Source organism: Lelliottia wanjuensis (assembly GCF_030238365.1).
GTDB classification, from domain to species: domain Bacteria; phylum Pseudomonadota; class Gammaproteobacteria; order Enterobacterales; family Enterobacteriaceae; genus Enterobacter; species Enterobacter wanjuensis.
In genome coordinates this window covers 60,493-84,529 of record NZ_JASSOT010000063.1, presented here as the reverse complement: position 1 = coordinate 84,529, position 24,037 = coordinate 60,493, and the positions used below count along the sequence as shown (strand labels likewise).

Annotated in this window: 24 protein-coding genes; 19 read left to right on the top strand and 5 right to left on the bottom strand. The window is 60.0% G+C overall.

What is annotated here, in order from left to right:
- Window positions 1–3: 3 nt before the first annotated feature.
- Window positions 4–1,695, bottom strand: coding sequence for an alpha,alpha-trehalase (locus QQF33_RS14190; RefSeq protein ID WP_285158002.1), 1,692 nt, complete (start codon window positions 1,693–1,695; stop codon window positions 4–6).
- A gap of 416 nt (window positions 1,696–2,111) precedes the next feature.
- On the opposite strand from QQF33_RS14190, the gene QQF33_RS14185 reads away from it, so the two are divergent.
- Entirely contained in the window at window positions 2,112–3,494 is a 1,383-nt protein-coding gene (locus tag QQF33_RS14185) for a carbohydrate porin (RefSeq protein WP_285158001.1), read from the top strand.
- A gap of 11 nt (window positions 3,495–3,505) precedes the next feature.
- On the opposite strand, the gene QQF33_RS14180 is transcribed toward QQF33_RS14185, so the two are convergent.
- On the bottom strand, window positions 3,506–4,462 hold the full coding sequence (locus tag QQF33_RS14180; protein ID WP_282494585.1) for an AraC family transcriptional regulator: 957 nt from the start codon (window positions 4,460–4,462) through the stop codon (window positions 3,506–3,508).
- Between the two features lie 116 nt (window positions 4,463–4,578).
- On the opposite strand from QQF33_RS14180, the gene QQF33_RS14175 reads away from it, so the two are divergent.
- Entirely contained in the window at window positions 4,579–5,766 is a 1,188-nt protein-coding gene (locus QQF33_RS14175) for an MFS transporter (protein WP_285149018.1), read from the top strand.
- Between the two features lie 469 nt (window positions 5,767–6,235).
- Here QQF33_RS14175 and gap read toward each other — a convergent pair whose 3' ends face one another.
- The 3 genes from gap to hpaX all read right to left on the bottom strand — a co-directional run bounded on the left by gap (window position 6,236) and on the right by hpaX (window position 9,719).
- Window positions 6,236–7,246, bottom strand: a complete 1,011-nt coding sequence (gap, locus tag QQF33_RS14170) for a type I glyceraldehyde-3-phosphate dehydrogenase (protein WP_285158000.1) — start codon at window positions 7,244–7,246, stop codon at window positions 6,236–6,238.
- A 78-nt stretch (window positions 7,247–7,324) separates the two neighbouring features.
- Window positions 7,325–8,305, bottom strand: a complete 981-nt coding sequence (locus tag QQF33_RS14165) for a GlxA family transcriptional regulator (protein WP_285157999.1) — start codon at window positions 8,303–8,305, stop codon at window positions 7,325–7,327.
- A 31-nt stretch (window positions 8,306–8,336) separates the two neighbouring features.
- Window positions 8,337–9,719: a 4-hydroxyphenylacetate permease gene (gene hpaX, locus QQF33_RS14160; RefSeq protein ID WP_285149016.1), complete on the bottom strand. Its 1,383-nt coding sequence runs from the start codon at window positions 9,717–9,719 to the stop codon at window positions 8,337–8,339.
- A 370-nt stretch (window positions 9,720–10,089) separates the two neighbouring features.
- Between hpaX and QQF33_RS14155 the strand changes: the two genes are divergently transcribed.
- The 17 genes from QQF33_RS14155 (at window position 10,090) to catA (ending at window position 23,994) form a co-directional block, all read left to right on the top strand.
- Window positions 10,090–10,563 carry a MarR family winged helix-turn-helix transcriptional regulator gene (locus QQF33_RS14155; protein ID WP_282494580.1) on the top strand — a complete coding sequence of 158 codons (474 nt, stop codon included), beginning with the start codon at window positions 10,090–10,092 and terminating at the stop codon, window positions 10,561–10,563.
- 333 nt (window positions 10,564–10,896) lie between these two features.
- Window positions 10,897–12,021 (top strand): amidase, encoded by a 1,125-nt coding sequence (locus tag QQF33_RS14150; protein ID WP_285157998.1) that lies wholly within the window; start codon window positions 10,897–10,899, stop codon window positions 12,019–12,021.
- A gap of 93 nt (window positions 12,022–12,114) precedes the next feature.
- A complete protein-coding gene (locus tag QQF33_RS14145; protein WP_285157997.1) occupies window positions 12,115–13,242 on the top strand; it encodes an acyl-CoA dehydrogenase family protein in 1,128 nt (375 codons plus the stop codon).
- A gap of 23 nt (window positions 13,243–13,265) precedes the next feature.
- Window positions 13,266–13,625, top strand: coding sequence for an IacB protein (locus tag QQF33_RS14140; RefSeq protein WP_282494577.1), 360 nt, complete (start codon window positions 13,266–13,268; stop codon window positions 13,623–13,625).
- A gap of 4 nt (window positions 13,626–13,629) precedes the next feature.
- Window positions 13,630–14,166: a nuclear transport factor 2 family protein gene (locus QQF33_RS14135; RefSeq protein ID WP_285157996.1), complete on the top strand. Its 537-nt coding sequence runs from the start codon at window positions 13,630–13,632 to the stop codon at window positions 14,164–14,166.
- Window positions 14,163–15,476 carry an aromatic ring-hydroxylating oxygenase subunit alpha gene (locus QQF33_RS14130; RefSeq protein WP_285149012.1) on the top strand — a complete coding sequence of 438 codons (1,314 nt, stop codon included), beginning with the start codon at window positions 14,163–14,165 and terminating at the stop codon, window positions 15,474–15,476. The genes QQF33_RS14135 and QQF33_RS14130 overlap by 4 nt, the downstream gene beginning before the upstream one ends.
- Window positions 15,476–15,955, top strand: coding sequence for an aromatic-ring-hydroxylating dioxygenase subunit beta (locus QQF33_RS14125; protein ID WP_350318406.1), 480 nt, complete (start codon window positions 15,476–15,478; stop codon window positions 15,953–15,955). Before QQF33_RS14130 ends, QQF33_RS14125 begins: the two co-directional genes overlap by 1 nt.
- A 10-nt stretch (window positions 15,956–15,965) precedes the next feature.
- Window positions 15,966–16,700 carry an SDR family NAD(P)-dependent oxidoreductase gene (locus QQF33_RS14120; RefSeq protein ID WP_285149010.1) on the top strand — a complete coding sequence of 245 codons (735 nt, stop codon included), beginning with the start codon at window positions 15,966–15,968 and terminating at the stop codon, window positions 16,698–16,700.
- A gap of 9 nt (window positions 16,701–16,709) precedes the next feature.
- The gene (locus tag QQF33_RS14115) at window positions 16,710–17,642 is read left to right on the top strand and encodes a PDR/VanB family oxidoreductase (RefSeq protein WP_285149009.1); all 933 of its coding nucleotides are present in this window, start codon (window positions 16,710–16,712) and stop codon (window positions 17,640–17,642) included.
- Between the two features lie 10 nt (window positions 17,643–17,652).
- A complete protein-coding gene (locus tag QQF33_RS14110) occupies window positions 17,653–18,147 on the top strand; it encodes a flavin reductase (RefSeq protein WP_285149008.1) in 495 nt (164 codons plus the stop codon).
- A 92-nt stretch (window positions 18,148–18,239) separates the two neighbouring features.
- A complete protein-coding gene (locus QQF33_RS14105; RefSeq protein ID WP_390888480.1) occupies window positions 18,240–19,496 on the top strand; it encodes an MFS transporter in 1,257 nt (418 codons plus the stop codon).
- A complete protein-coding gene (locus QQF33_RS14100) occupies window positions 19,493–20,179 on the top strand; it encodes a 3-oxoacid CoA-transferase subunit A (protein WP_285149006.1) in 687 nt (228 codons plus the stop codon). Before QQF33_RS14105 ends, QQF33_RS14100 begins: the two co-directional genes overlap by 4 nt.
- Window positions 20,176–20,838 (top strand): 3-oxoacid CoA-transferase subunit B, encoded by a 663-nt coding sequence (locus QQF33_RS14095; protein ID WP_285149005.1) that lies wholly within the window; start codon window positions 20,176–20,178, stop codon window positions 20,836–20,838. The genes QQF33_RS14100 and QQF33_RS14095 overlap by 4 nt, the downstream gene beginning before the upstream one ends.
- A 9-nt stretch (window positions 20,839–20,847) precedes the next feature.
- Window positions 20,848–21,627, top strand: a complete 780-nt coding sequence (gene pcaD / locus QQF33_RS14090) for a 3-oxoadipate enol-lactonase (RefSeq protein WP_285149004.1) — start codon at window positions 20,848–20,850, stop codon at window positions 21,625–21,627.
- A complete protein-coding gene (locus QQF33_RS14085) occupies window positions 21,611–22,735 on the top strand; it encodes a muconate cycloisomerase family protein (protein WP_285157995.1) in 1,125 nt (374 codons plus the stop codon). The genes pcaD and QQF33_RS14085 overlap by 17 nt, the downstream gene beginning before the upstream one ends.
- A gap of 2 nt (window positions 22,736–22,737) precedes the next feature.
- Window positions 22,738–23,028 (top strand): muconolactone Delta-isomerase, encoded by a 291-nt coding sequence (gene catC / locus QQF33_RS14080; protein ID WP_285157994.1) that lies wholly within the window; start codon window positions 22,738–22,740, stop codon window positions 23,026–23,028.
- Window positions 23,029–23,067: 39 nt separating this feature from the next.
- Window positions 23,068–23,994, top strand: a complete 927-nt coding sequence (catA, locus tag QQF33_RS14075; RefSeq protein WP_285157993.1) for a catechol 1,2-dioxygenase — start codon at window positions 23,068–23,070, stop codon at window positions 23,992–23,994.
- The last annotated feature ends 43 nt before the right edge of the window (window positions 23,995–24,037 follow it).

Sequence of the window (24,037 nt, the reverse complement as noted above, 5' to 3'; positions counted from 1 at the left end):
CTCCTACTTAGCCGCACTCTTCTCCACCGGCGCCACATCATCATTCGCCGCCGGCTGCGTCGCCGGCAAGCTGTCGCACGGTTTCTCTTTCGGGCACACCAGGTCCAGCATCTTCAGCGTCACGCCGTTGGTCCAGCCGAAGCCGTCCTGCAGCGGATACTCGCCGCCGCCTCCGCCGGTCCCGGTGGTCGACACATCATATTTCTCCACCAGTTTCTGCTCGCGATCGTAGGTGTGCTGCACGTTGGTCAGGAAGCGCCAGGTCACATCCATCGCCACTTTCTTGTGACCATAGTTCTGCAACCCTTCGGCGGCTACCCACTGCAACGGTGCCCAGCCGTTTGGCGCGTCCCACTGCTGCCCGCTGTTAATCGTGGTGGTGGTGACACCGCCCGGTTTCAACAGGCGCGAGGCGGTAGCGCTTGCCACCTTATCCGCCCGCTCTTTGGACGCCGCGTTGACATACAGCGGGAACAGGGCCGCGGCGGTCAGCTGATTGCGCACCTTATTGCTCTTCAGATCGTAATCCGCATACCAGCCCTCTTTGTCATTCCACAGATGGCTCTCAATCGCTTTTTGTCGCGCACTGGCCAGCGCTTCATAGCGGTTAGCTCGCTCTGTATCCCCTGATTCCTGAGAAGCTTTGGCGAGCAGTTTTTCCATCTTGAACAGCAGGGCGTTCAGATCCACCGGCACAATGCTGGTGGTGCGAATAGTGCCGAGTTTTTGCGGATCGTCCATCCAGCGCGAGCTAAAGTCCCAGCCGGACGCCGCGGCGGAGCGCAGGTCGCGGTAGATCTCAGTCGCCGGGCGGTTCGGGTTATTTTTGGCGGTGTTGACATCATCCAGCCAGGATTCCGGGCGCGGCGTGTCGCGATCGTCCCAGTAGCGGTTCAGAATCGATCCGTCATCCAGTTTCACCACTCGTTTGTTGGCCTGACCGGGCTGCAGCGTCTTCACGCCTTCCATCCAGTAGCTGTACTCTTTTTCCATCTGCGGCAGATAAGTTTTCAGCGCGTCCTTGTCGTGCGTCGCCAGCAGTTCGACCATCAGGGCGAAGAACGGCGGCTGGGAGCGGCTCAGATAATAGCTGCGGTTGCCGTTGGGGATATGACCGAAGTTGTCCAGCTCATAGCCGAAGTTCGCCACCATATCGCTGATTTTGTCCCAGTGATCGCTCTCCGCCAGCCCCAGCATGGTGAAGTAACTGTCCCAGTAATAGACCTCGCGGAAACGCCCGCCCGGTACCACGTAAGGTTTCGGCAGCGGCAGCAGGGAATCCCATTTGTCAGCCTTATCGGTGGTACGCGTCAGCACTGGCCACAGCCCGTCAATATGCTCGCGCAGGCTCTGTCCGGCAGGGGGAACGTACTTCTCGCCTTCGCCCGGCAGGGTGAAATTCACCTCCACGAAGTGGCGCAGGTCAAAACCGCGCTGCTGATGCTGCATACGATAATCCGCCAGAATCATCAGCGGATCGCTTTTCGGTACCGCATCAGCGAAGGTTTTTTGATCGGGGAACAGTTTGGCGCTTTGCACGTCGCTAAACAGGGGGCCGAGCAAAATATCTGGCGACTGTTTTTGCCCAGAAGGTAACTCATCAGCAACGCTCAGTGCAGCGACGCTCAGCAGCGCGCACCCTAATGCCACGCGCAGCGCAAGCGGTGCGGGACGGCGCATCTCGGTTCTCGTCATCGGTCTTCTCCTTTTTATTCGCGAGCAGCGTCGCCGCTGCCGTCAATCACCTGAAAACCTTAGACGAATCTGACGGGTTTCGCGTGTCGAACCTCCCATTTTTCACAGTTCCAGACTCTTTACCCGTATCAGGATAAACGGATATTTAACGTTAATAGATTTACTTGGTTTATTAATTTTAAATATTTATAGGCGCCGTAATTATATTTTTTATTTTTCGTTATGGGTTGCTGTAATTATAAGTGTGATCTCGCGCGTGCTCCGTTATTGAATTTCTCACTAAAGGCTTCTTCACGATCACATAAATAAAAAATCATAATCAACAGGTGAAAAAACGTAATGGAACCCGCCGCCCTGATTAGGCGAAATACCGAAGCTGTTCAGGAATGTCATAATAATTTATCAGGAAGGGATCCATGAGAATAAAACTTATTGTTTTGGCCGTCGGCGCGCTCTGTTCCGCTGGGATCAATGCCGCACAGAATTCCCCCGATCTGGAAGAAAAACTCGCGCAGCTGGAAGCGCGTCTGGAAAAAGCCGAAAGCCGGGCAGAAAAGGCCGAGGCGCAAATTGAGCAATTAGAGAAAAACCAAACCGTGGCGGCAAAAAATCAGCCGACCGTGGCGGTGCAGTCCGCCGAGCCGGTGAGCGCCGCCGCATTACCCAAACTCACGCTCTCGGGCTATGGGGATATTAAATTTTATGGCGACGTCGAATTTAATATGGATGCCGCCAGCCGAAGTGGCGCATTAACCTCGATTAAAACCAGTGCTAACAAGGACTGGGCATCGGGAAATAATGAACGCTGGGATATTAACGGCCGTCTGCTGTTAGGGTTTGATGGATATCGCCGAATGGAGGACGGTAATTTCGCCGGATTCTCCGTCCAGCCGCTGGCGGATCTGACGGGTAAAATGAATCTCGATGATGCGGTGTTCTTCTTCGGCAACGAAAATAACTGGAAGATTAAAGTCGGCCGCTTCGAAGCCTACGATATGTTCCCGCTGAACCAGGACACCTTTATTGAGTACTCCGGGAATACCGCCAACGATCTCTACAGCGACGGCTACGGTTATATCTACATGATGAAAGAGGGCCGAGGCCGTAGCGACAGCGGCGGCAATTTCCTGATGAGTAAAACCCTCGATAACTGGTATTTTGAGGTCAACACCCTGCTGGAAAACGGCAGCACGCTGTTCGTCGATAAGCAGTATCACGGCGTCGATCTCGATAACGACAAAAACGTCGCGTACGTGCGTCCGGTGATTTCATGGCAGAGCGGGCGCTTCTCCACGGCGGTGGCGATGGAGAGCAACCTCGTCAACAACGCCTACGGCTATCGCGATGCGTCCGGGCAGTGGGTCGATCAGTCCGATCGTACCGGGTATGGCCTGACGATGACCTGGAACGGGCAAAAAACCGATCCGGAAGAGGGCGTGGTGGTGAATCTTAACACCGCCTACATGGACGCCACGGATGAAACCGACTTCACCGCCGGGACTAACGCCCTGTGGCATAACTTCGAGCTGGGCTACATCTACGCCCACAACCAGGTGGATAAATTCAACTCTGCGAATGTCTTCGACAACTGCGACAACGACTGCTGGATAACCGATCCGGGCGACTACGATATCCACACCATTCACGCGTCGTATCTCATCCCGAACGTGATGAAAATGAAGAACTTTAATATCTATCTCGGGGCCTACGCCTCCTGGGTGCAAGCGCATCCGAACGACGGCGACGGGAATAACGACGACCGCTACGGTGGCCGCGTGCGCTTTAAATATTATTTCTGACGCCTCGCCGGTCAGACCTCTTCCGGGGTCTGGCTGGTCTCCCGCAGCGTGCCCGGCGCATGGCCGACAATACGCTTAAACGCCCGGCTAAAGGCCGCCAGCGATCCATATCCCAGCCGCAGCGCCACCGTCTCAATCGCCTGATGCTCATGTCGAATATACTGAATCGCCAGGCGCATTCTCAGTTCACTCAGATACTTAGCGGGCGTGGTGCCGGTGGCTGATAAGAACCGCTCGGCGAACACGGAACGCGAAGTTCCGGCCTCTTTCGCCAGCTCCGCCACGCTCCAGTTGACGCCCGGCTGCTGATGCATGGCGTAAATTGCGCGGCTCAGACGCGGGTCGCGCAGCACCTGTACCCAGCCCGTGGCTTTTCCGCAGCCGGCTTCCACCCAACCGCGGACGATCAGCGCCGCTACCACGTCGGCGAGGCGCGCCAGGATCCCGGCGAAACCGACCTGGCGGGTCATGGATTCCCGCTCCATCGCCGCCAGCAGCGGGTGGATCTCCGGCCAGGTCGACATCAGACGGCTGACCATCATCACTTCCGGCATCGCTTTGATCAGCGGCTGCATCCCGCCGAGTTCAAAATCCATGCATCCGCTGAATATGACCGTGTGTGCGCTTTCCGGGCAGGGCTCGCAGGTGATGGCGCACACGGAGTTGCAAATCGGCTCACTGGGGAAGGCCGACACCGGCGTGACGCAGGCGTTTTCGTCCGACAGCAGGGCGTGGGCATTGCCGTTGGGGATGAACAGCGCATCGCCGCTGCTGAGGTTAAACACCGCGCCGCTCTCCATGCGCAGCACCGCCGAACCGTGGCTGACGAAATGAAACTGCGCCTTGCCGGGCGCCTGGCTGAACGCCACGCCAAAAGGGGCGCTGGCCTCAATCCGGCGATATTTCACTCCGGAGAGGCGCATTCCACGTAAAAGCTCACTGATTAAATCGGGCGACTGAACGGTCATCGGCACAACTCCGGACGAATTATCAATAAGTGGAGATTATATGTCATAGATCGTCCACGGGGAACACTCTATGCTTTTGCGATGTTTGTCACATTTTTCTAACTGGAGAGCAACAGATGAATTCAAGTATCGCGGCAAGCGAGGCCATAGCGCCCGCCAGACCCGCCTGGCGCGCGGTCTATTCACTGGGACTGGGGGTGTTTGGCCTGATCACGGCGGAGTTTTTACCCGCCAGTTTGTTAACGCCGATGGCCGCAAGCCTCGGCGTCAGCGAAGGGATGGCCGGGCAGGCGGTGACCGCGACGGCGCTGGTGGCGCTGGTGACCGGGCTGCTCATCACCCCGGCCACCAAAAGTATCGACCGCCGCTGGGTGCTGATGTTTTTCTCGGTGCTGCAGATTATCTCCAGCCTGCTGGTGGCCTTCGCGCCGAATTTGCAGGTGCTGCTGATGGGCCGCCTGCTGCTGGGCGTCGCCATCGGTGGGTTCTGGGCGATGTCGACGGCCACGGCGATGCGTCTGGTGCCTGCGCAGCACGTGCCGAAAGCGCTAGCGATCATCTTCTCCAGCGTGTCGATTGCGACTGTTGTGGCCGCACCGCTCGGCAGCTATCTCGGCAGCCTGATCGGCTGGCGCAACGTCTTTATCCTCTGCATTTTGCCGAGCATGCTGGCGCTGCTCTGGCAGCTGTGGGTGCTTCCGTCGATGAAACCGGAAAGTAGCGGCAGTCTCGGGACATTGCTGCGTGTGCTGCGCCGTCCGGGGATGATCGGCGGCCTGCTGGCGACGGTGCTGATTTTTAGCGGCCACTTTGCCTTCTTCACCTATCTGCGACCGTTCCTCGAAACCGTCGGGCAGGCGAGCGTGGAGAGCATTTCGCTGATCCTGCTCGGCTTTGGCCTCGCTAACTTTGTCGGCACCTCGATCGCCGGGCACCTGCTGGCACGAAACTTACGCCTGACCCTGGCGCTGGTTCCTTTCGTGATGGGCGTGCTGGCGCTGACCATGGTGGCGTTCGGTCATCTGGCGATGCTCGACGGATTGCTGGTCGCGATGTGGGGCTTCGCCTTCGGCCTGGTGCCGGTGGGCTGGTCAACCTGGCTTGCGACCACCGTGCCAGACGAAGCTGAAAGTGCGGGTGGCCTGCTGGTGGCATCGATTCAATTTGCGATTGGCGCGGGTGCCGCAGGCGGCGGGGCAGTGTTCGACCTCAACGGTGCAAGCGGCGTGTTCGCCGGAAGCGGCTTGCTGCTGGTCTCCGCGATGGTGATTGTGCTGATGGGGGTACGCGTCAAAGCGCAATAGTGTGGTTCATGGATTTTGCGATTTCGTAGGTCGGGTAAGGCGAAGCCGCCACCCGACATGTTGGTTGGCACCCGAGCCTGAATTCGCCCGGTGGCGCTGCGCTTACCGGGCCTACAAAATCAAAACGTAGGTCGGGTAAGGCGCAGCCGCCACCCGACATGTTGATTGGCACCCAGGCCTGAATTCGCCCGGTGGCGCTTCGCTTACCGGGCCTACAAAATCAAAATGTAGGTCGCGTAAGGCGCAGCCGCCACCCGACATGTTGATTGGCACCCAGGCCTGAATTCGCCCGGTGGCGCTGCGCTTACCGGGCCTACAAAATCAAAACGTAGGCCGGGTAAGGCGAAGCCGCCACCCGACATGTTGGCTGGCACCCGAGCCTGAATTCGCCCGGTGGCGCTGCGCTTACCGGGCCTACAAAATCAAAACGTAGGCCGGGTAAGGCACAGCCGCCACCCGGCTTTTCTGTTTACACCCCTTTCTCATCCATCAGCACCGCCAAATCCACCAGGCGGTTCGAGAAGCCCCACTCGTTGTCATACCATGCGAGGATCTTCACCATATTCCCGCCAATCACCAGCGTAGAAAGCCCGTCGATAATTGATGAGCGCGGATCGCCCTGATAATCGCTCGAGACCAACGGTTCATCGCTGTACCCCAGAATGCCTTTCAGAGGCCCAGAAGACGCCGCTTCACGAAACGCGTTATTCACCTCTTCAACCGTCACCTCCCGGCTCAGGGTCACCGTCAGATCGACAATCGATACCACCGGCACCGGGACGCGCAATGAATACCCGGTCAGACGCCCGTCGAGCTCTGGGATCACCTTCCCGAGCGCTTTTGCCGCGCCGCTGGAGTAAGGGACAATCGACAGCGCCGCCGCGCGCGCACCGCGCAGATCTTTCTCAGGCTGGTCGTGCAGCGCCTGGCTGTTGGTATAGGCGTGAGTGGTGTTCATCAGGCCATGCTCGATGCCGAAGTGCTGATGCAGCACCTGCGCCGCCGGGGCCAGACCGTTGGTCGTGCAGCTCCCGTTACTCACCACAAAATGCTGCGCCGGATCGTACAGCTGATGGTTCACGCCCATCACCACCGTCAAATCGTCGTTCTTACCCGGCGCGGAGATGATGACCCGTTTCGCACCGCCGCTGGTGATATGCACCGCTGCTTTCTCGCGGTCGGTGAAGAAACCGGTGGCCTCAATCACCACATCCACGTCGACGCTGCGCCACGCAATATTCGCCGGGTCGCGCTCGCTGAAGACCGTAATCCGTTTGCCATCCACCTGCAGATGATTCTCGGCAGCCTCTACGGGCACCGGCAGCGTCCCGAGCAGGGAGTCGTATTTCAGCAGATGAGCGAGGGTTTTACTGTCCGTCAGATCGTTAATCGCCACGATCTCAATGTCCGGATTGCCGAGGGCAGTGCGCAGGAAGTTGCGTCCAATTCTGCCGAAACCATTAATACCGACCTTAACCATGATGCACTCCTTAACTGTGGTGTCTGGAGTCACTGTAGGCGTCAGGCCGGTTGGCGTAAATGACAAAAAAGGATCACATTACGCCATTTTGCGGCAGTGGAAGCGCTGGCGATACTCGCCGGGAGTGAGGTGGAGCTGTTTCTCAAACACGCGCCTGAGGTTGATGCTGGTGCCAAACCCGCTCTGCTCCGCGATGCGCTCCAGCGGTTCGCTGGTCTGCTCCAGCAGCTGACGGGCCGCGGCGAGGCGGGCTTCCATCACGTAACGCGCCGGGGACGCCCCGGTTTCGCGCGTAAAGACGCGGGTGAAATTGCGTGGACTCATCGCCGCCTGTTCCGCCAGTTTTTCGACGCAAAGATCGTCCGTGAGATGGTTCAAAATCCAGGTCTGGAGTTCGCCGATCGGCCCGGAACTGCTGGACTGGTGCAGGTTGTAGCGGCTGAACTGCAGCTGCCCGCCGGGGCGGCGCAGGTACATGACCAGATCCTGGGCCACGTCGCGCGCCAGGCTAAAACCGTAATCCTCTTCGACCAGCGCCAGCGTCAGATCAAACCCCGAGCTCACGCCGCCAGAGGTCCAGATCGGACCGTCCTGAATATAGAGCGGGCCGCCTTCGACTTTGATGGCAGGCCAGGTTTTTTGCATCGTCTCCAGCAGCCGCCAGTGAGTGGTGGCGCGGCGACCGTCGAGTAAACCGCTCTGCGCCAGCAGCAACGCGCCGCCGCAAATCGAGGCGATGCGCCGGGCGTGCGGGGCGGCCAGATGCAGCCAGTCCACCACCGCGGTGCTCTCCAGCTCGTTCATCCCGCGACCGGTAATGATGATGGTGTCGAGCGGTTCACGCGGATCCAGCTCCGGCAGGCGATAGTCCGCCAGCAGGTTTAATCCGGACTGGCCGTGGATCACCTGATGCGGCTGGGTGGTGGCGATAATAATGCGATAGCGAGGCTGGGCGAGGCCTTCCGGATGGAGCTGGTTGGCCTGCATCAGAATGTCTGCGATACCGGCGGCTTCGAACAACATGCCGCCGTCAGGGACGATAATCAGGATTTTCTTCATGTCCTGAAAAGTATCTTTTTTACATAATAAGTCAAGTCGAGAGTGGGGCGGCAGCTTTTTGCACAGCGGTTTTGCTCATCGGGATCAGGGCGATAATCAGCGCGCCCAGCACCAGGAATCCGGCCACCATAAAGATCCCGGCGTTGAAGTTCCCGGTGACGTCTTTCATCCAGCCCATCAGCAGCGGCCCCAGCGCCGCCCCGGTCATCCCGGTGGCGTTGATCACCGCGATCCCCACCGCGCGAGCGCGCAGAGAGATAAAGCGGTCCGGCGTGGTCCAGAAGATCACCATCGCCGCAAACGCGCCTGCCGACGCCATCACAATGCCGGTAAACTGCAGCATCGCATGGGTACTCGAGGCGGTTAACATCCAGCCTGCGGCGGCAAAGAGATACGGCAGCAGGGTGTGGATTTTGCGCTCGTTCAGGCGATCGGAGCGTTTACTCCACCAGACCATCGCCACAATCGTACACACCTGTGGAATGGCGCTCAGCAAACCGATGGTGACGTTGCTGCTGGTTTCGTTGAAGCTGCGCAGGATCAGCGGCGTCCAGACGCTCAGGGCGCTCAGCGTATTGGTGAGACAGAAATAGGCCACCGTGTAGAGAATAATAATCGGTGTGAACAGTTCGCGCGCCACGCTGCGCTGGGGCAGGGTATTCGCTTCCAGCTGGGTTTTACTGGCGGCGATTTTATCCGCTTCCAGCATCTCCGCGAGGCACGCTTTGTCATCCTCGGTCAGCCATTTGGCCTTCGACGGGCTGTCATCCAGCCAGAACCAGACCACCAGACCGAGCAGCACGGACGGGAAGCCCTCCAGCAGGAACAGCCACTGCCAGCCCTTCAGATTCAGCAGGCCGTCCATATTGAGAATGTAGCCGGAAGCCAGCGATCCGAGCGCCATCGTCACCGGCATCGCAATCATAAACAGCGCGTTGGCGCGAGCGCGGTAATGGGCCGGGAACCAGTAGGTTAAGTAGAGCAACAGGCCCGGTAAAAAGCCCGCTTCGGCGATCCCGACCAGCATGCGCAGGACGTACAAACTGTTCGGCCCGGTGGCGAACATGGTGGCGGTGGAGGCGATGCCCCACACCACCATTAGCACCGCAATCCAGCGCCGCGCGCCGACGATACTCAGCATGATGTTGCTCGGAATGCCGCAAATCACGTACATCACGTAGAACAGGGTGGTGGCGAGGCCAAACATGGTGCTGGTCAGGCCCAGATCTTTGCCCATCGTCAGACCGGCAAAGCCAATGTTGATGCGATCGAGGTAGGAAAAAACGAACAGAATAAATAAAAATACAATCAGCCGACGGAACAGCTTTTTGATCACGGCCTGCTGGCGAGGGTCCAGAGCGTCGGGCGCAGACGACGGCGGGCGCGTCTGCTCCACAGAAGAACGTTGGTTCATGAAATGCTCCACATTGCGATTATTATACCCGTCATACTTCAAGCTGCAGGTGCGTTAGCTGCGCTCGTTCACCCCAGTCACTTACTTGAGTAAGCTCCTGGGGATTCACTCCCTTGCCGCCTTCCTGCAACTTGAATTATTTAGGGTATAGAATTGTCGTACAGGTCCGCTAAACGTATAGAAAATAGCCACCGCAATCGTCAATGCAATGTGTAAAAAATGATACGTAATTGTTAATCAGCCAGCAATTTTGAATCATAATGCGATCGGGATCTCTTATACGTTTCAGCACGCTCTCAGATAGGCTTAGTCGCCGCCGGATCGCGGGGTATAATCGTTCACTCTGACGCTCTTTTTGGTAAGGAAACGCATGACAACTCTAAAAAATACCCCGGACGGCGCACCTGACGATCCCGCCTTTCATCGCGAAGCGTTTCCGTTCTACTGGATCGTGAATGTTTATGCGCGCTACACGCAAATTATGGAAATCACACTGAAAAAAGCCCAGCTGGACGTGTCTCGCTTTCGGGTGCTGATGGTCACGCACCAGTACGGTAAAGCCAGCATTTCGCAAATTTCTGAATACGCGATGGCGAAAATGCCGACCATCACCAAAATCGTCGGGCGGCTGCGCGATGACGGTCTGGTGACCACCGCCAGCAGCGAACAGGACGCGCGCGTCACCGAAGTGATGCTTACGGAGGCCGGTCTGAAAAAAGTGGAAGAAGCCTACGCCCTGACCGAAAAAGTGTTCGAAAAAGGCTTCAAAGGGATGAGTGTGTCGCAGGTCGATAAGATGAATCTTTCACTCGCCAAAGTACTGGATAACCTCAACGAACTGTGAGGTCAAATTATCCGATGACAAATTTGTGAACTCCGTAGTCTTTCTCTCTAACTCTCTGTAATTTCACTAATAAAATGCTTATGCCGCGCTGAGTTCTCAGGGCGGCATCCCTTTCCCGTTCCCGCCGTTTTGTCTTATTTTTCATCATCCTGAATCAGTAACCTTGCAGAGTTAAAGGTTAATAAAATGTTGCGTCAGCGTAAAATTAACGTGAAAGATTACTTGAATTTTCATCTAATTCTTCCATGATTGACCTAACGTTAGTCAGGACAAAAAGGCAGCAGTGACTGCCAGCCTGAATATGATTCACTTTTTCTGGTTAAGGTATCAATCATGAAGCCAGTTTATGAGAGCAATGGTTACGTTGAGCAATTCGTCCTCGGCGAGGGCGACCTGCGATTCGCGGTGAAAGACACCCTGGACGTCGCCGGGCATCAGACCCGCGCAGGCTGTCCGGCGCTGGCAGATGTCCCGGTTGCCGGGCAACACGCCAGCGTCGTATCGACGTTACTCGAAAAACGTTGCCAGCTGACGGGCAAAACTACGCTGCATGAGCTGGCGTTTGGCGTCACCGGGATTAATCCCTGGAGCGGCACGCCGGTCAACCCGCGCTATCCGGCGCTGATTCCGGGCGGCTCGTCCAGCGGCTCTGCCGCCGTGGTCGCCTCCGGTGACGTCGATTTTTCGCTGGGCACCGACACCGGCGGCTCCGTCAGAATGCCCGCCGCCTGCTGCGGAATTCTCGGATTCAAACCCGGCTTCGGCGTGCTCAGCCGTGACGGCGTGATGCCTGCCCAAAGCTCTCTCGACTGTGTCGGCGTTTTTGCGAGCGACGCCGCGGTATTACGCCAGGCGATGACCCGGCTTTCCGTATCCGTCGGCGAGCCGCTGGACGCGCTTCCGGCGATGGCGTTTATCTCCGCCGCGTCAGAAGACATCGACGCAACGCTTCTCAATTTCCTTGAACAGCAGGGCGTGACGCCGCAACAGGCGCAGCTCCCGAATCTCAATGATGCCCACCGGGCAGGCTTAACCCTCATCAGCCACGAAAACTGGCAGGCGTTCAGCCCGCTGCTGGCTGGCAATCAGGTTTCTCCAGACGTCGCCTCGCGTATCCGCGCCGGGGCGGACGTCAGCGCCGAAGCGCTCGATACCGCCGAACAGATACGCGCAACCTTCACCACGCAGGTCGACGCACTGCTAGCAAAAACCCCGCTGCTGGCGCTGGCGACGCTGCCGGAACTGCCGCCGACGCTCGAGGAAGCCGCCGATCCGCTCGGCGTGGTCAACCTCACGCGGCTGGTCAGGCCGTTCAACCTCAGCGGTCATCCGGCCATCACGCTTACTGTGGCTGAACTGCGCGGGCGTCCGGTTTCACTCCAGCTGATTGCCGCCAAAGGCCACGACGGGCTGCTGGTGCAGGCCGTCGAGTGGCTCACGGGCCGACGACAAGCGTAATTCCCGTTTTTCTTACCCGATGACTCAGTGAGTACGACTCATTGCGGCCGCGCTCGCCTTGCGCACACCGCACAACCCTTTTCGGAGGACGCCATGTCTGCCATTCCTGTTCGTGAAGAACTTGTTCCGCTTCTGAGTGATGTCGCGGCTCGCAGCCGGGAGTTTGAGCATCAACGTCATATCTCTGACGACATCATCGCCCGTTTCAGACAGGTGGGCGTCTACCGCGCGCTGGTGCCGAAAATCTACGGCGGCGACGAATGCTCCCCGGCGCAGTTTTGCGAGCTGGTGGAGCAAATCTCCACTGCCGACGGCTCCGCAGGCTGGGTGGCGAGTTTCGGCATGAGCCCGTTTTACCTCGGCGCGCTGCCGCCTGACACCCTGCAGGAGCTCTACCGCGACGGGCCGGACGTGGTCTTTGCGGGCGGGATCTTCCCGACGCAAAAAGCCACTCAGGCCGACGGCGGATACCGCGTCAGCGGACGCTGGAGCTTTGCCAGCGGCAGCATGGGTGCCTCGGTGCTGGGCGTCGGAATTTTGCCGGACGCCGATCAGGCCCTGCCGCGCATGGCGGTTCTGCCACGGGCCAGCGTGCAGATCGATCCCGTCTGGGACACGGTCGGCCTCGCCGGAACCGGCAGCCACGATCTGGTGGTCAACGATGTTTTCGTCCCTCACGAGTGGACCTTCATTCGCGGCGGGGTGCTGAATCTCGAGGGGCCGCTGTACCGCTATCCGGTGCTGTCGCTCGCGACCCAGGTGCTCTCCGTGGTGGCACTCGGCGTGGCCCGCGCGGCGCTCAACGAAATCTACGCCATCGCCCATCGTCAGCAGTCGGTGACCGGCGCGCCGCGTCTGGCCGACCGCCAGCAGGCGCAGATGCAAATTGCCCGCTGCGAAGCCGAACTGCGCTCCGCCCGCGCCTGGTTCTACGAAGCCATCGACGACGTTTGGCAGAGCCTGCTGGCCGGGGACGACGCGAGCTGCGAGCAGATTAATGCGCTCAGACTCTCGTCGACCCACGTCACCCGCGTCGCCGCCGACGTAGCGCGTCAGGCGCTGGCGCTGAACGGCATGGGCGGCGTCACGCTCTCCAGCCCGCTGCAGCGTTTTGTCCGCGACACCATGGTGATCACCCAGCACGCCTTTATGGGCGATCTCTCGTACCTCAACGCCGGTACGGTCTTTTTCGGCGGCAAACCGCTGCCCGGTTACTTGTGATTTTTTAACGTAAGGAGCAACAGATGAGCCAGTCAACAACGTTACGCGTGCTGTTTTGCATCGGGGTGAATCAGAACTTTTTCGACGCCAGCCCGGCGGAAGCCAAACAGGTGTGGGGCGCTTTCGGCGTGATGATGAAAGGGATCGAAGAGACGCCAGGCATTCGCGTCATCGGCAACATGGATGACGACCAGCTCATGGTCGGCCCGTCCACCACCGCCCCCTGGACCACCTACGTGCTGGCGGACGCCGAGAAACTGGAGAACGTCGCAGCCGTCTGCAACCTGTTCCGCACCACGCCGGTGGGCGAGGGCGGCAGCAAACTGTGGAAGTACTGCAAAATCGAAGCCCGCGTGGGCCGCGAACTGATTATCCAGGGCTAAGACCATGAACGCACAGGATGCGCTGCGCTTACAGCAGCTCGAAGACAGCCAGGCGGCGCGGGTGTGCATCAGCGATTACATGCGCCTGTGCGACCAGCTCGACAGCCCCGACACCGTGCAGGCGATTGGCGCGCTCTTTACCGCCGACGCCTGCTGGGAAGGGATCGGCGAACCCTACGCCACCCGCCTCGGCAAGCATCAGGGGCGCGAGGCGATTGTTTCGATGATGGCGAGCTACGTCCGCCGTCCCGCGCACTTTGCCCTTAACGCGCATTTCCTGTGCTCGGAAGCGCTGGGCCACACGCCGGACGGCGAACTGCGCGGGCGCTGGCTGATGCTGCAAACCTCGGAATTTACCGCCGGCGGCGCGCACCTGAACGCCGCAGAAATCTGCGTCACCTTTGTGCGCGAGGCGAACGGCATGGCGATGCGCCACTTCACCACCCGCAACCTGTTCAGCCGACCGGTGGACCGCTGGCACGCGGCGGATGAATTACCTGTCCCTGATAAAAAAGAAAACGTGCAGGAGAACCAGACATGAATTGCGATCACCTGATCACCATTAAAAACATCGATACCACGCCGCACTCTCTGCCGACATCGGCAGATATTGCCGGACTGGTACAAAGCGACCGCGTCCACACCTCGCTTTATACCTCCGACAGCCTGTTCCAGCTTGAGCTGGATCGCATCTTCAGCAAGACCTGGGTGTGGGTGGCGCACGCCAGTGAAATCCCGGACACCGGCAGCTTCAAAACCACCGAGCTGGGTACTCAGCCGGTGATCGTGGTGCGCGATCGCAAAGGCACCGTCCACACGCTGCTCAACCGCTGCCGTCACCGCGCGGCGACCGTGTGCGAACACCGCAGTGGGAAAACCAACAGCTTCGTCTGCCCGTACCACGGCTGGGGCTATGCCCTGGACGGCAGCCTGCGCGGCGTGCCGCACCCGGAAAGCTACGCGGATCAGCTGGAAAAAGGCGAACTGGGGCTGGTTTCCCTGCGCACGGAACAGTACGCGGGGATGATTTTCGCCACCTTTAACGAGCAGATTGAACCTCTGGAAGATTTCCTCGGCGCGGCGAAAAAGTGGATGGATCTGTTTATGAAGCAGGGCGCGGGCTATCCGATCAAAACCGGCCCGGCGCACCGCTTCCGCTTCCCCGGCAACTGGAAAATCCAGCTCGAAAACACCACCGATGGCTATCACTTCCCGGTGGTGCACCGCTCGTTCTTAAGCTCCGTCGATAAGCAGACCGAAGAGATGCTCAACTTCGTCGACGGCAGCGGCTACGTGGAAGATCTCGGCAACGGCCACAGCGTGATGGTGATGATCCCGGAATTAGTGGATCTCGAGGCCAATCTCGACGCCCCGATCCCCGAGCGCTTTGAAGCGCTGGCCGAGGCCCTGCGCGCCGACCACGACGAACAGCAGGTGCGTCGCATCGTGCGCGCCGTCGGCGGCTCCGGTTTTAACCTCAATATCTTCCCGAACATCGCCTGTTCGATGGCCTTCTTCCGCGTGCTCCAGCCGGTGTCGGTTAACGAAACCGAAATCCACCACGCGGTGATCACCATGGACGGCGGCCCTGAAATCGCCAACCAGGCGCGCCTGCGTCTGCACGAACACTTCCAGGGGCCGATGGGCTTCGGCACGCCGGACGACTCGGAAGCCTGGGAGCGCGTACAGCGCGGTGCCACGGCGGGCGACGACCTGTGGATCATGCTCAACCGTGGGCTGGCGGGCGAGTACCGCACCGATGACGGTCTGCGCAGCGACGTCAGCGCCGAAACCGGGATGCGCGCCGCCTACCAGCAATGGAAAAAACTGATGACGGAGAGCGAACAATGATGACGCCAGAATCTCAACTCTTTGCCGCCGTGACCCTGATTAACCTCGAGGGCGACCTGCTCGATCAGGGCGAATTCACCGCCTGGCTGGATCTGTGGCAGCACGACGGTCTGTACGTGGTGCCGATCGACCCGAACGAAACCGACTTTAAAAACACGCTCAACTACGCCTGCGACGATCACCACATGCGTGAAAAACGCGTCCACCGCCTCTACAGCGGCGAGTCGATCTCCACCACGCCGCGCGCCAGAACCCTGCGCACGCTGTCGCGTTTTCGTCTGCTGGAGGCGAACGACGGTCTGATTGTAGTGCGCGGGGCGCAGTCCCTGTGGGAACACCGCAAGGGCCACAGCCGCCATTACGCGGCGGATATTACCTGGCAGCTGCAGCGCGAGGGCGACCGCCTGCGCATCCAGCAGAAGGTGATCCGCCTGGTCAACAGCGACGATGTGCTGCACAGCATCGGCTACATCCTGTGAGGAATCGCTCATGACGCAAACCGCATTAGTGACCGGCGCAGCCGCCGGTCTGGGCAATGTCATCGCCGCGCATCTGCTGGAGCAGGGGTTCCAGGTGGTGCTGACGGACGTCGACGCCGCGCGCGCGCAGCAGGCGGCGGACGCCCTCGACCACGACAACGTGCTGGCGCTGGGGCTGGATATCCGCCAGCCGGAGGATTTTTCCCGCGCGCTGGACGCCACCGTCGCCCGTTTCGGCAGCCTGGAAGTGCTGGTGAATAACGCCGCCCTGACCCTCGCCACGCCAGTGATGGAGATTGGCGTCGACGAGTTTGACCGGGTGATCTCCACCAATCTGCGCGGCACTTTCGTTGGCTGCCAGACGCTGGGGCGCTACTTCGCCGCCCAACACTACGGTCGCATTATCAACCTCGCGTCGCTGGCCGGGCAGAACGGCGGCACGGCATCCGGCGCGCACTACGCGGCCTCGAAGGGCGGCATTTTGACCCTGACCAAAATCTTCGCCCGCGAGCTGAGCAAATCCGGCGTGACGGTCAATGCCATCGCGCCGGGTCCGATGGATTCGCCGATGGTTCACGCCCTGGTGCCGGAAGAGAAAATGGCCGGGCTGCTGCAGATGATCCCGGTCGGGAAACTCGGCGAGCCGGAGTTTATCGCCCAGGCCGTGGCATTGCTGGCTTCCCCGCAAGCGTCGTTTGTCACCGGGGCGACCTGGGACATCAACGGCGGTCTGTTCATGCGCTAAGGAGTTTTCATGCTGACTTTACAGGTGATCCGCCGCGAGCTGCAGGGCGAGGTGGTCCTGCTGACCCTGGCGCATGTGGATGGCATTCCGCTCCCGACGTTTCGCGCCGGGGCGCATATCGACCTGCATCTGAGCGCCGATCTGATTCGTCCGTACTCTCTGTGCAGCGACCCTCAGGACGCGCAGCACTACCAGCTCGGCGTGCTGAAAGACTCACGCTCAACGGGCGGATCGCTGGCTGCCCACGCCCTGCGCGAAGGGGATCAGATTCAGGTCAGCGAGCCGCGCAACCTGTTTGCGCTGGACGATGCGGCTGCCCACAGCCTGCTGATTGGCGGCGGGATTGGCATCACGCCGATGCTGGCGATGGCGGCGGAACTCCACGCCGGCGGGCGCAGTTTTTCGCTGCACTACTGTGCCCGGTCGCGCTCGCAGGCGGCGTTTATTCCGCAGCTGGAAAACGCCCCCTTTGCGGAACGGGTACACCTGCACTTTAGCGACGAACAGCGTCTGAATCTGGACGCGGTACTGTGCGACGTGCCCGACAACACTCACGTCTACACCTGCGGTCCGACGCGGCTGATGGATGCGGTGACCGATAGGGCGAAAGCCCAGGGATACCGCCAGGAGCAAATCCATCAGGAGTGTTTCAGCGCGGAAGTGCAGACCGGCGGAACGGCTTTTGAAGTGGTGGCCGCGACCAGCGGCATCAGCGTGAAAGTGCTGGAAAACCAGACCATCGTCGAGGCGCTGGCTCAGGCCGGGCTGAAGGTGAATGTGTCGTGCAAGCAGGGGATCTGCGGCAGCTGCCTGACGGACGTGCTGGAAGGCGAGCCGGATCACCGCGACCACTATCTGACCGACGAAGAGAAAGCCGACGGCGATCAGATCCTGCTCTGCTGTTCGCGGGCGAAGTGCGCCCGTCTCGTTATCGATTTGTAAGGAATGACTTATGACACTGCAAACAGAATTTCGTAATGCGATGGCGCAGCTCGGCAGCGCGGTTTCGGTGATCACCACCGACGGCCCGGCGGGGAAATTTGGCTTTACCGCCTCGGCGGTCTGTAGCGTGACCGACCAGCCGCCAACGCTGCTGGTGTGCATGAACCGCAACTCCTACGCCCATCAGCACTTCAAACAGAACGGCACCCTGTGCGTCAACGTACTCTCCGGGGAACATCAGGATCTCTCAGGTGTTTTTGCCAACGCCAGCCTGCGCTCCGAAGAGCGATTTCTGCACGACCGCTGGCAGGTGATGAGCAGCGGCGCGCCGGTGCTCAGTTCAAGTATCGCCAGCTTCGACTGCACCATCGACACCTGTCACGAAGTGGGCAGCCACAGCGTTTTCTACTGCCAGGTGCAGGCGATCCGCATCAGCGAGCAGCCGCGCGGGCTGGTCTACTTCAACCGCCGCTATCACACCGTCGGTGACGATGTGCAGGCGTAAGCCCACGACAACAAGAGGGGACGCGCGTTATGAGTAATGTCGTCACTGAAAACCGCGTGACCACCGCCGCGGGCGGCCAGGACGCGCAGCAGATGCGCAAGCTGGTGATCGCCTCGGTGCTGGGTAATGCGCTGGAGTGGTATGACTTTTTCCTGTACGGCACCGCGGCGGCGCTGGTGTTTGGCCCGCTGTTCTTCCCGGTGGGCGGCGATCCGCTCCAGGGCACGCTGCTGGCGTTTTCCGGTTTCGCCGTGGGTTTCCTTGCCCGTCCGCTGGGCGGGATTGTCTTCGGACATATCGGCGATCGCTACAGCCGCAAAATGACGCTGATCATGACCCTGACGCTGATGGGCGCCACCACTTTTGTAATTGGCCTCCTGCCGGTCTACGCGCAGATCGGCATCTGGGCGCCGCTGTCGCTGATCATTCTGCGCTTCTTACAGGGCGTGGCCTCCGGCGGGGAGTGGGGCGGCGGGGTGCTGATGCTGAGTGAAAATGCGCCCGCGTCACGTCGCGGGTACTACACCGCCTGGAGCCAGATGGGGGTGTCCGGCGGGTTTGTTCTCTCGGCCTTTGCCTTTTATCTGGTGCAAAAACTGCCGGAAGAAGACTTTATGAGCTGGGGCTGGCGCGTCCCGTTCCTGCTGAGCATCGTCATCTTTTTGGTCGGCGTCTACATCCGCAAAAACATCCGCGAGAGCAAGGCGTTTACCCAGGCCAAACCGGAAGAGGCGCACGAGAAAATCCCGCTGCTGGTGATTATTCGCGAACACCCGAAAGCGCTGCTGCAGGCGATAGCCCTGCGTCTGCCGGAGAACGGCGCGTCCTACATCTTCTTTACCTTCTCGGTGGTCTACGCCAAACACATCGGCATCAGCACCGGGGAGATCATCAGCGCCGTCACCCTGGCGATGCTGGTGGAGTTCTTCTCGATTCTGTTCTGGGGGGCGCTGTCGGATCGCATCGGCCTCAAGCCGGTCTATTACATCGGCGTGATTGGCCTGCTGGTGATGGCATTCCCGTTCTTCTGGCTGCTCGCAACCGGGACGTACGGCTGGATCATGCTGGCGATGCTGCTCGGGCTGCCGTTCTGCCACGGGGCGATGATCGGCACCCAGCCCTGCATCATGAGCGATCTCTTTCCGGTGCGGGTGCGCTACTCCGGTCTCGCGCTGGGGCACGAAGTGGGATCGATTTTCTCCGGCGGTCTGGGGCCGATGCTGGCGGTGGCGTTACTGATGGAGTTTAACGCCTCGTGGCCGGTCTCCCTTCTGCTGATGGTTTACGCCCTGCTGGCGTGGATTGCCCTGCGCAGCCTGCCCAATCACAACAAAGAGGCTCAGGAATGATTGATAAACGGATTGCCACGCTGGATGGCGCGGTGAAAGACATTTTTGACGGCGCGACGGTGATGGTTGGCGGCTTTGGCCCGGCGGGGCAGCCGTCCGATCTGCTGGATGCCCTGATCCGCCGCCGTCCGCGCGAACTCACCCTCATCAGCAATAACGCTGGCAACGGCGACTACGGTCTGGCGGCGCTGCTGAAAGCCGGATGTGTAAAGAAGGTGATCTGCTCCTTCCCACGTCAGGTGGATTCCTGGGTGTTTGACGATCTCTATCGTCGCGGCGAGGTCGAGCTGGAGCTGGTGCCGCAGGGCAATCTCGCGGCGCGCATTCAGGCGGGCGGGTCGGGATTAGGCGGTATTTTTACGCCAACCGGCTACGGCACTGAGCTTGCCGGGGGCAAAGAGACGCGCCATATCGACGGCAAAGATTACGTCTTTGAACTGCCGCTGAAAGCCGATTTCGCGCTGATCAAAGCGCTGAAAGCCGACCGCTGGGGCAACCTGGTGTACGACAAAACCGGCCGCAACTTTGGCCCAATCATGGCCGCTGCGGCGAGCTGCACCATTGCACAGGTGAGCGAGTGTGTGGCCCTCGGCGAACTGGACCCGGAAGCGGTGGTCACGCCGGGAATTTTCGTCCAGCGCATCATTCAGGTTGCTCCCACATCACTCAAGGAGATCGCGTGAACACATTGACGCATCAACAGCTTGCCGAACGCATTGCGCGCGACATCCCCGAGGGGGCCTACGTTAATCTCGGCATCGGTATGCCGACCCAGATTGCCAACTATCTCCCGGCGGACCGCGAGATTTTCCTGCACAGCGAAAACGGCATTCTCGGCATGGGGCCAGCGCCTGCGCCGGGGGAGGAAGACGCTGAGCTGATTAACGCCGGTAAACAGCCGGTGACGTTGCTGGCGGGCGGCTGCTATTTCCACCACGGCGACTCCTTCACCATGATGCGCGGCGGGCACCTGGATATCTGTGTGCTCGGGGCCTACCAGGTCTCGGCGCGGGGCGATCTCGCCAACTGGAGCACCGGCGCGCCGTCCGCCATTCCTGCCGTTGGCGGGGCGATGGACCTGGCGATCGGGGCCAAAAAAGTGTTCGTGATGACCGAACATCTGACCAAAAAGGGCGAGTGCAAAATCGTCGAGCAATGCACCTATCCCCTGACCGGGATGGCCTGCATCGACCGCATCTACAGCGATATGGCGGTGATGGATATCACCCCGCAGGGCGTGATGGTGCGCGAGCTGTTTGGCGACATCACGGCGGAGTATTTGCAGTCCGTCACGCCGGTGGCGCTGACGTTCGCGCTGCTGACCGAAGACGCGACGGCGTAAGGAGAATCTATGGAGATTGAGTATCGGCTTGATGGCCCGGAGGACGCGCCGCTGCTGGTGCTGTCGAATTCGTTAGGCACTACCTGGGAGATGTGGCAGGCGCAAATCCCAGCGCTGACGCAACATTTTCGCGTGCTGCGCTACAACACGCGCGGACACGGGCGTTCAGCCGTCGGGCAACAGCCCGTCACCCTCGAGCGACTCGGGCAGGACGTGATTGCCCGGCTGGATCATCTCGACGTGGAGCGGGCCTGTTTTTGCGGGATCTCGCTTGGCGGGATGACCGGGATGTGGCTCAACCGCCACGCGCCGGAGCGATTTCAGCGAATTGTGGTGGCCAACACCGCCGCGCGAATTGGGCAGGAGGCGGGCTGGCGTGAGCGTGCCGCGACGGTGCGCGCGCAGGGCATGAACCCGGTTGCCGAGAGCGCCGCCGACCGCTGGTTTACGCCTGCGTTTCGCCACAGTAATCCGGAGGTGGTTTATCCGCTGATTGAGCAGCTCGCCGCGACGCCCGCCGAGGGCTACGCCGCCTGCTGCGACGCGCTGGCGATGGCCGATCTGCGAGATGAACTGACGCAAATGCCGCTCCCGATGCTGGTGATTGCCGGGGAAAGTGACACTGTCACCACCTCGCGAGACGCCGAAGCTATCGTGGTCGATGCCCCCCACGCGCACTTTCTGATTTTACCCGCCTCACACCTGTCGAATGTCGCCTGCGCGGCGGCGTTTAACCAGCATGTGATCACCTTTTTAACCGCAGGAGCCGAGCATGAGCCTCACCATTGAATCCATCACCTGTTGGCTGGTGGATATCCCAACCATCCGCCCGCACAAGCTGTCGATGGCGACCATGGGCTGCCAGACCCTGACCATTGTGCGCATGGAATGCGCGCAGGGCGTGGTCGGATGGGGGGAAGCCACCACTATCGGCGGGCTGAGCTACGGGGCGGAAAGCCCGGAAGGCATTCGCTCGGCAATCGAAACCTATCTCGCGCCGCTGCTGTGCGGCCAGACGTTTAGCGGCGTCGCATCGCTCGCCGGGAAGATGAACGCCAGCGTTAAAGGCAACACCTTTGCCAAATCTGCACTCGAAACCGCGTTTCTCGACGCGCTCGGCAAACAGCTCAATGTGCCCGTCAGCAGCCTGCTCGGCGGGGCACTCACGCCACGTCTACCGGTGCTCTGGACCCTGGCGAGCGGCAACACTCATAAAGACATCGATGAGGGGAAACGCCTGCTGGCCGAGGGGCGGCATAACACCTTCAAGCTGAAAATCGGCGCGGGCGAGCTGCACAGCGATATTCGCCACGCCCTGGCGATCAAGTCGGCGCTGGGTGAGGAGGTCAGCATTCGTGTGGATGTGAATCAGGCGTGGGATCTGACCAGCGCGATCCAGGGCATGACGCGGTTACAGGCGGGCGGAATCGACCTGGTCGAGCAGCCGATCCCACTCTGGGACACGCGCGGTCTCATTACGCTGAGCCAGCGCTTTACCCTGCCAATCCTGGCGGACGAGGCGGTGGCAACCCTTCACGACGGCTATGCCCTGGCGAGCGGCGGCTTTACCGGGGCCTATGCCCTGAAAATCGCCAAAGCGGGCGGTCCGGCGCAGGCGCTGAAGCTGGCGCATACGGCACAGGCGGCAGGCGTGGCGCTGTACGGCGGGACGATGCTGGAGGGGACGCTCGGCACGGTGGCCTCTCTTCACGCCTGGTCGACGATCAACATGCAGTGGGGCACCGAGATGTTCGGCCCGCTGCTGCTGAAAGACGACATCGTGGCAAACCCTCTCGATTTCCGCGACGGCCAGGTGACCCTACCGCAGGGGCCGGGCCTGGGCGTCGAGATCGACGAAGACAAACTGCGTTATTACGCCAGAAAAGAGAGGAACTGAGCATGCTATTTAAAGTCGAGATGACGGTGAATATTCCCGCCACGCTGCCCGCAGCCCAGGCAGAAGAAATAAAAGCCAGAGAAAAAGCCTATTCGCAGCAATTACAGCGCGAAGGGAAATGGCTGCATATCTGGCGAGTGGTCGGACAATACGCCAACGTCAGTCTGTTTGAGGTGAAAGATAATCAGGAGCTGCACGAGATAATAACCGGCCTGCCGCTATTTCCGTATATGGACATCACGGTGCAGCCCTTGTGCGAACACCCGTCATCTATTTATTCCGAAAAGTCGTAACACCTAATAATAAACCTTACCCTACAAGAGGAATACGCAATGTCAGTCAATCCAACCAAACAAACCGAACTGGAAACATTACTCGCCATCAGCAGCGGATTAAATTCTGCCCAGGGTAACGAGCGTTTTAAAACGATTATGCATCAGCTCCTCGGTGACCTGTGCGCGACCATTAAAAAGTTCGATATCACCGACGAAGAGTTCTGGCTGGCGGTGAATTATCTCAACGAACTCGGCGAGCGCAAAGAGGCGGCGCTGCTGGCGGCAGGGCTCGGGCTGGAGCATTACCTCGATATGCGTGCCGACGAGAAAGAGGCGGCGACGGGCAATGACGTCGGCACGCCGCGCACCATCGAAGGGCCGCTGTACGTGGCGAACGCGCCATTGAGTGAGGGTTACGCCCGCATGGACGACGGTAGCGAGAAGGCCGAAACCATGTGGCTGCACGGGACCATCACCGATCTGCACGGCAAACCGGTGGCCGGGGCGATTGTCGATATCTGGCACGCCAACACGCTCGGCGGCTACTCGTTCTTTGATGCGTCGCAGAGCGAATACAACCTCCGCCGCCGCGTAAAAACCGGCGCGGATGGTCGCTACGCGGTGCGCAGCATCGTGCCATGCGGCTACGGCTGCCCGCCGGATGGACCAACGCAAAAACTGCTCAATGGGCTGGGGCGTCACGGCAATCGCCCGGCGCATGTGCATTTCTTTGTCTCCGCGCCGGGCTTTAAACATCTCACCACTCAGATTAACCTCAACGGCGATGAATATCTGTGGGACGATTTTGCCTTTGCCACCCGCGAAGAGCTGATCGCCGATCCAATTAAAATCACCGACAGCAAGGTATCGCAGGAGCGCGATATTAATGGCCCGCATACGGAGGTCAGTTTTGATTTCGCCTTAGTGACCAGTGCCGACAGCCACGAAGAAGAGCGCGGCAAGCGTGCGCGGGTGAAGGAATAACGCGCGAGGACATTGTCGGGTGGCGGCTTCGCCTTACCCGACC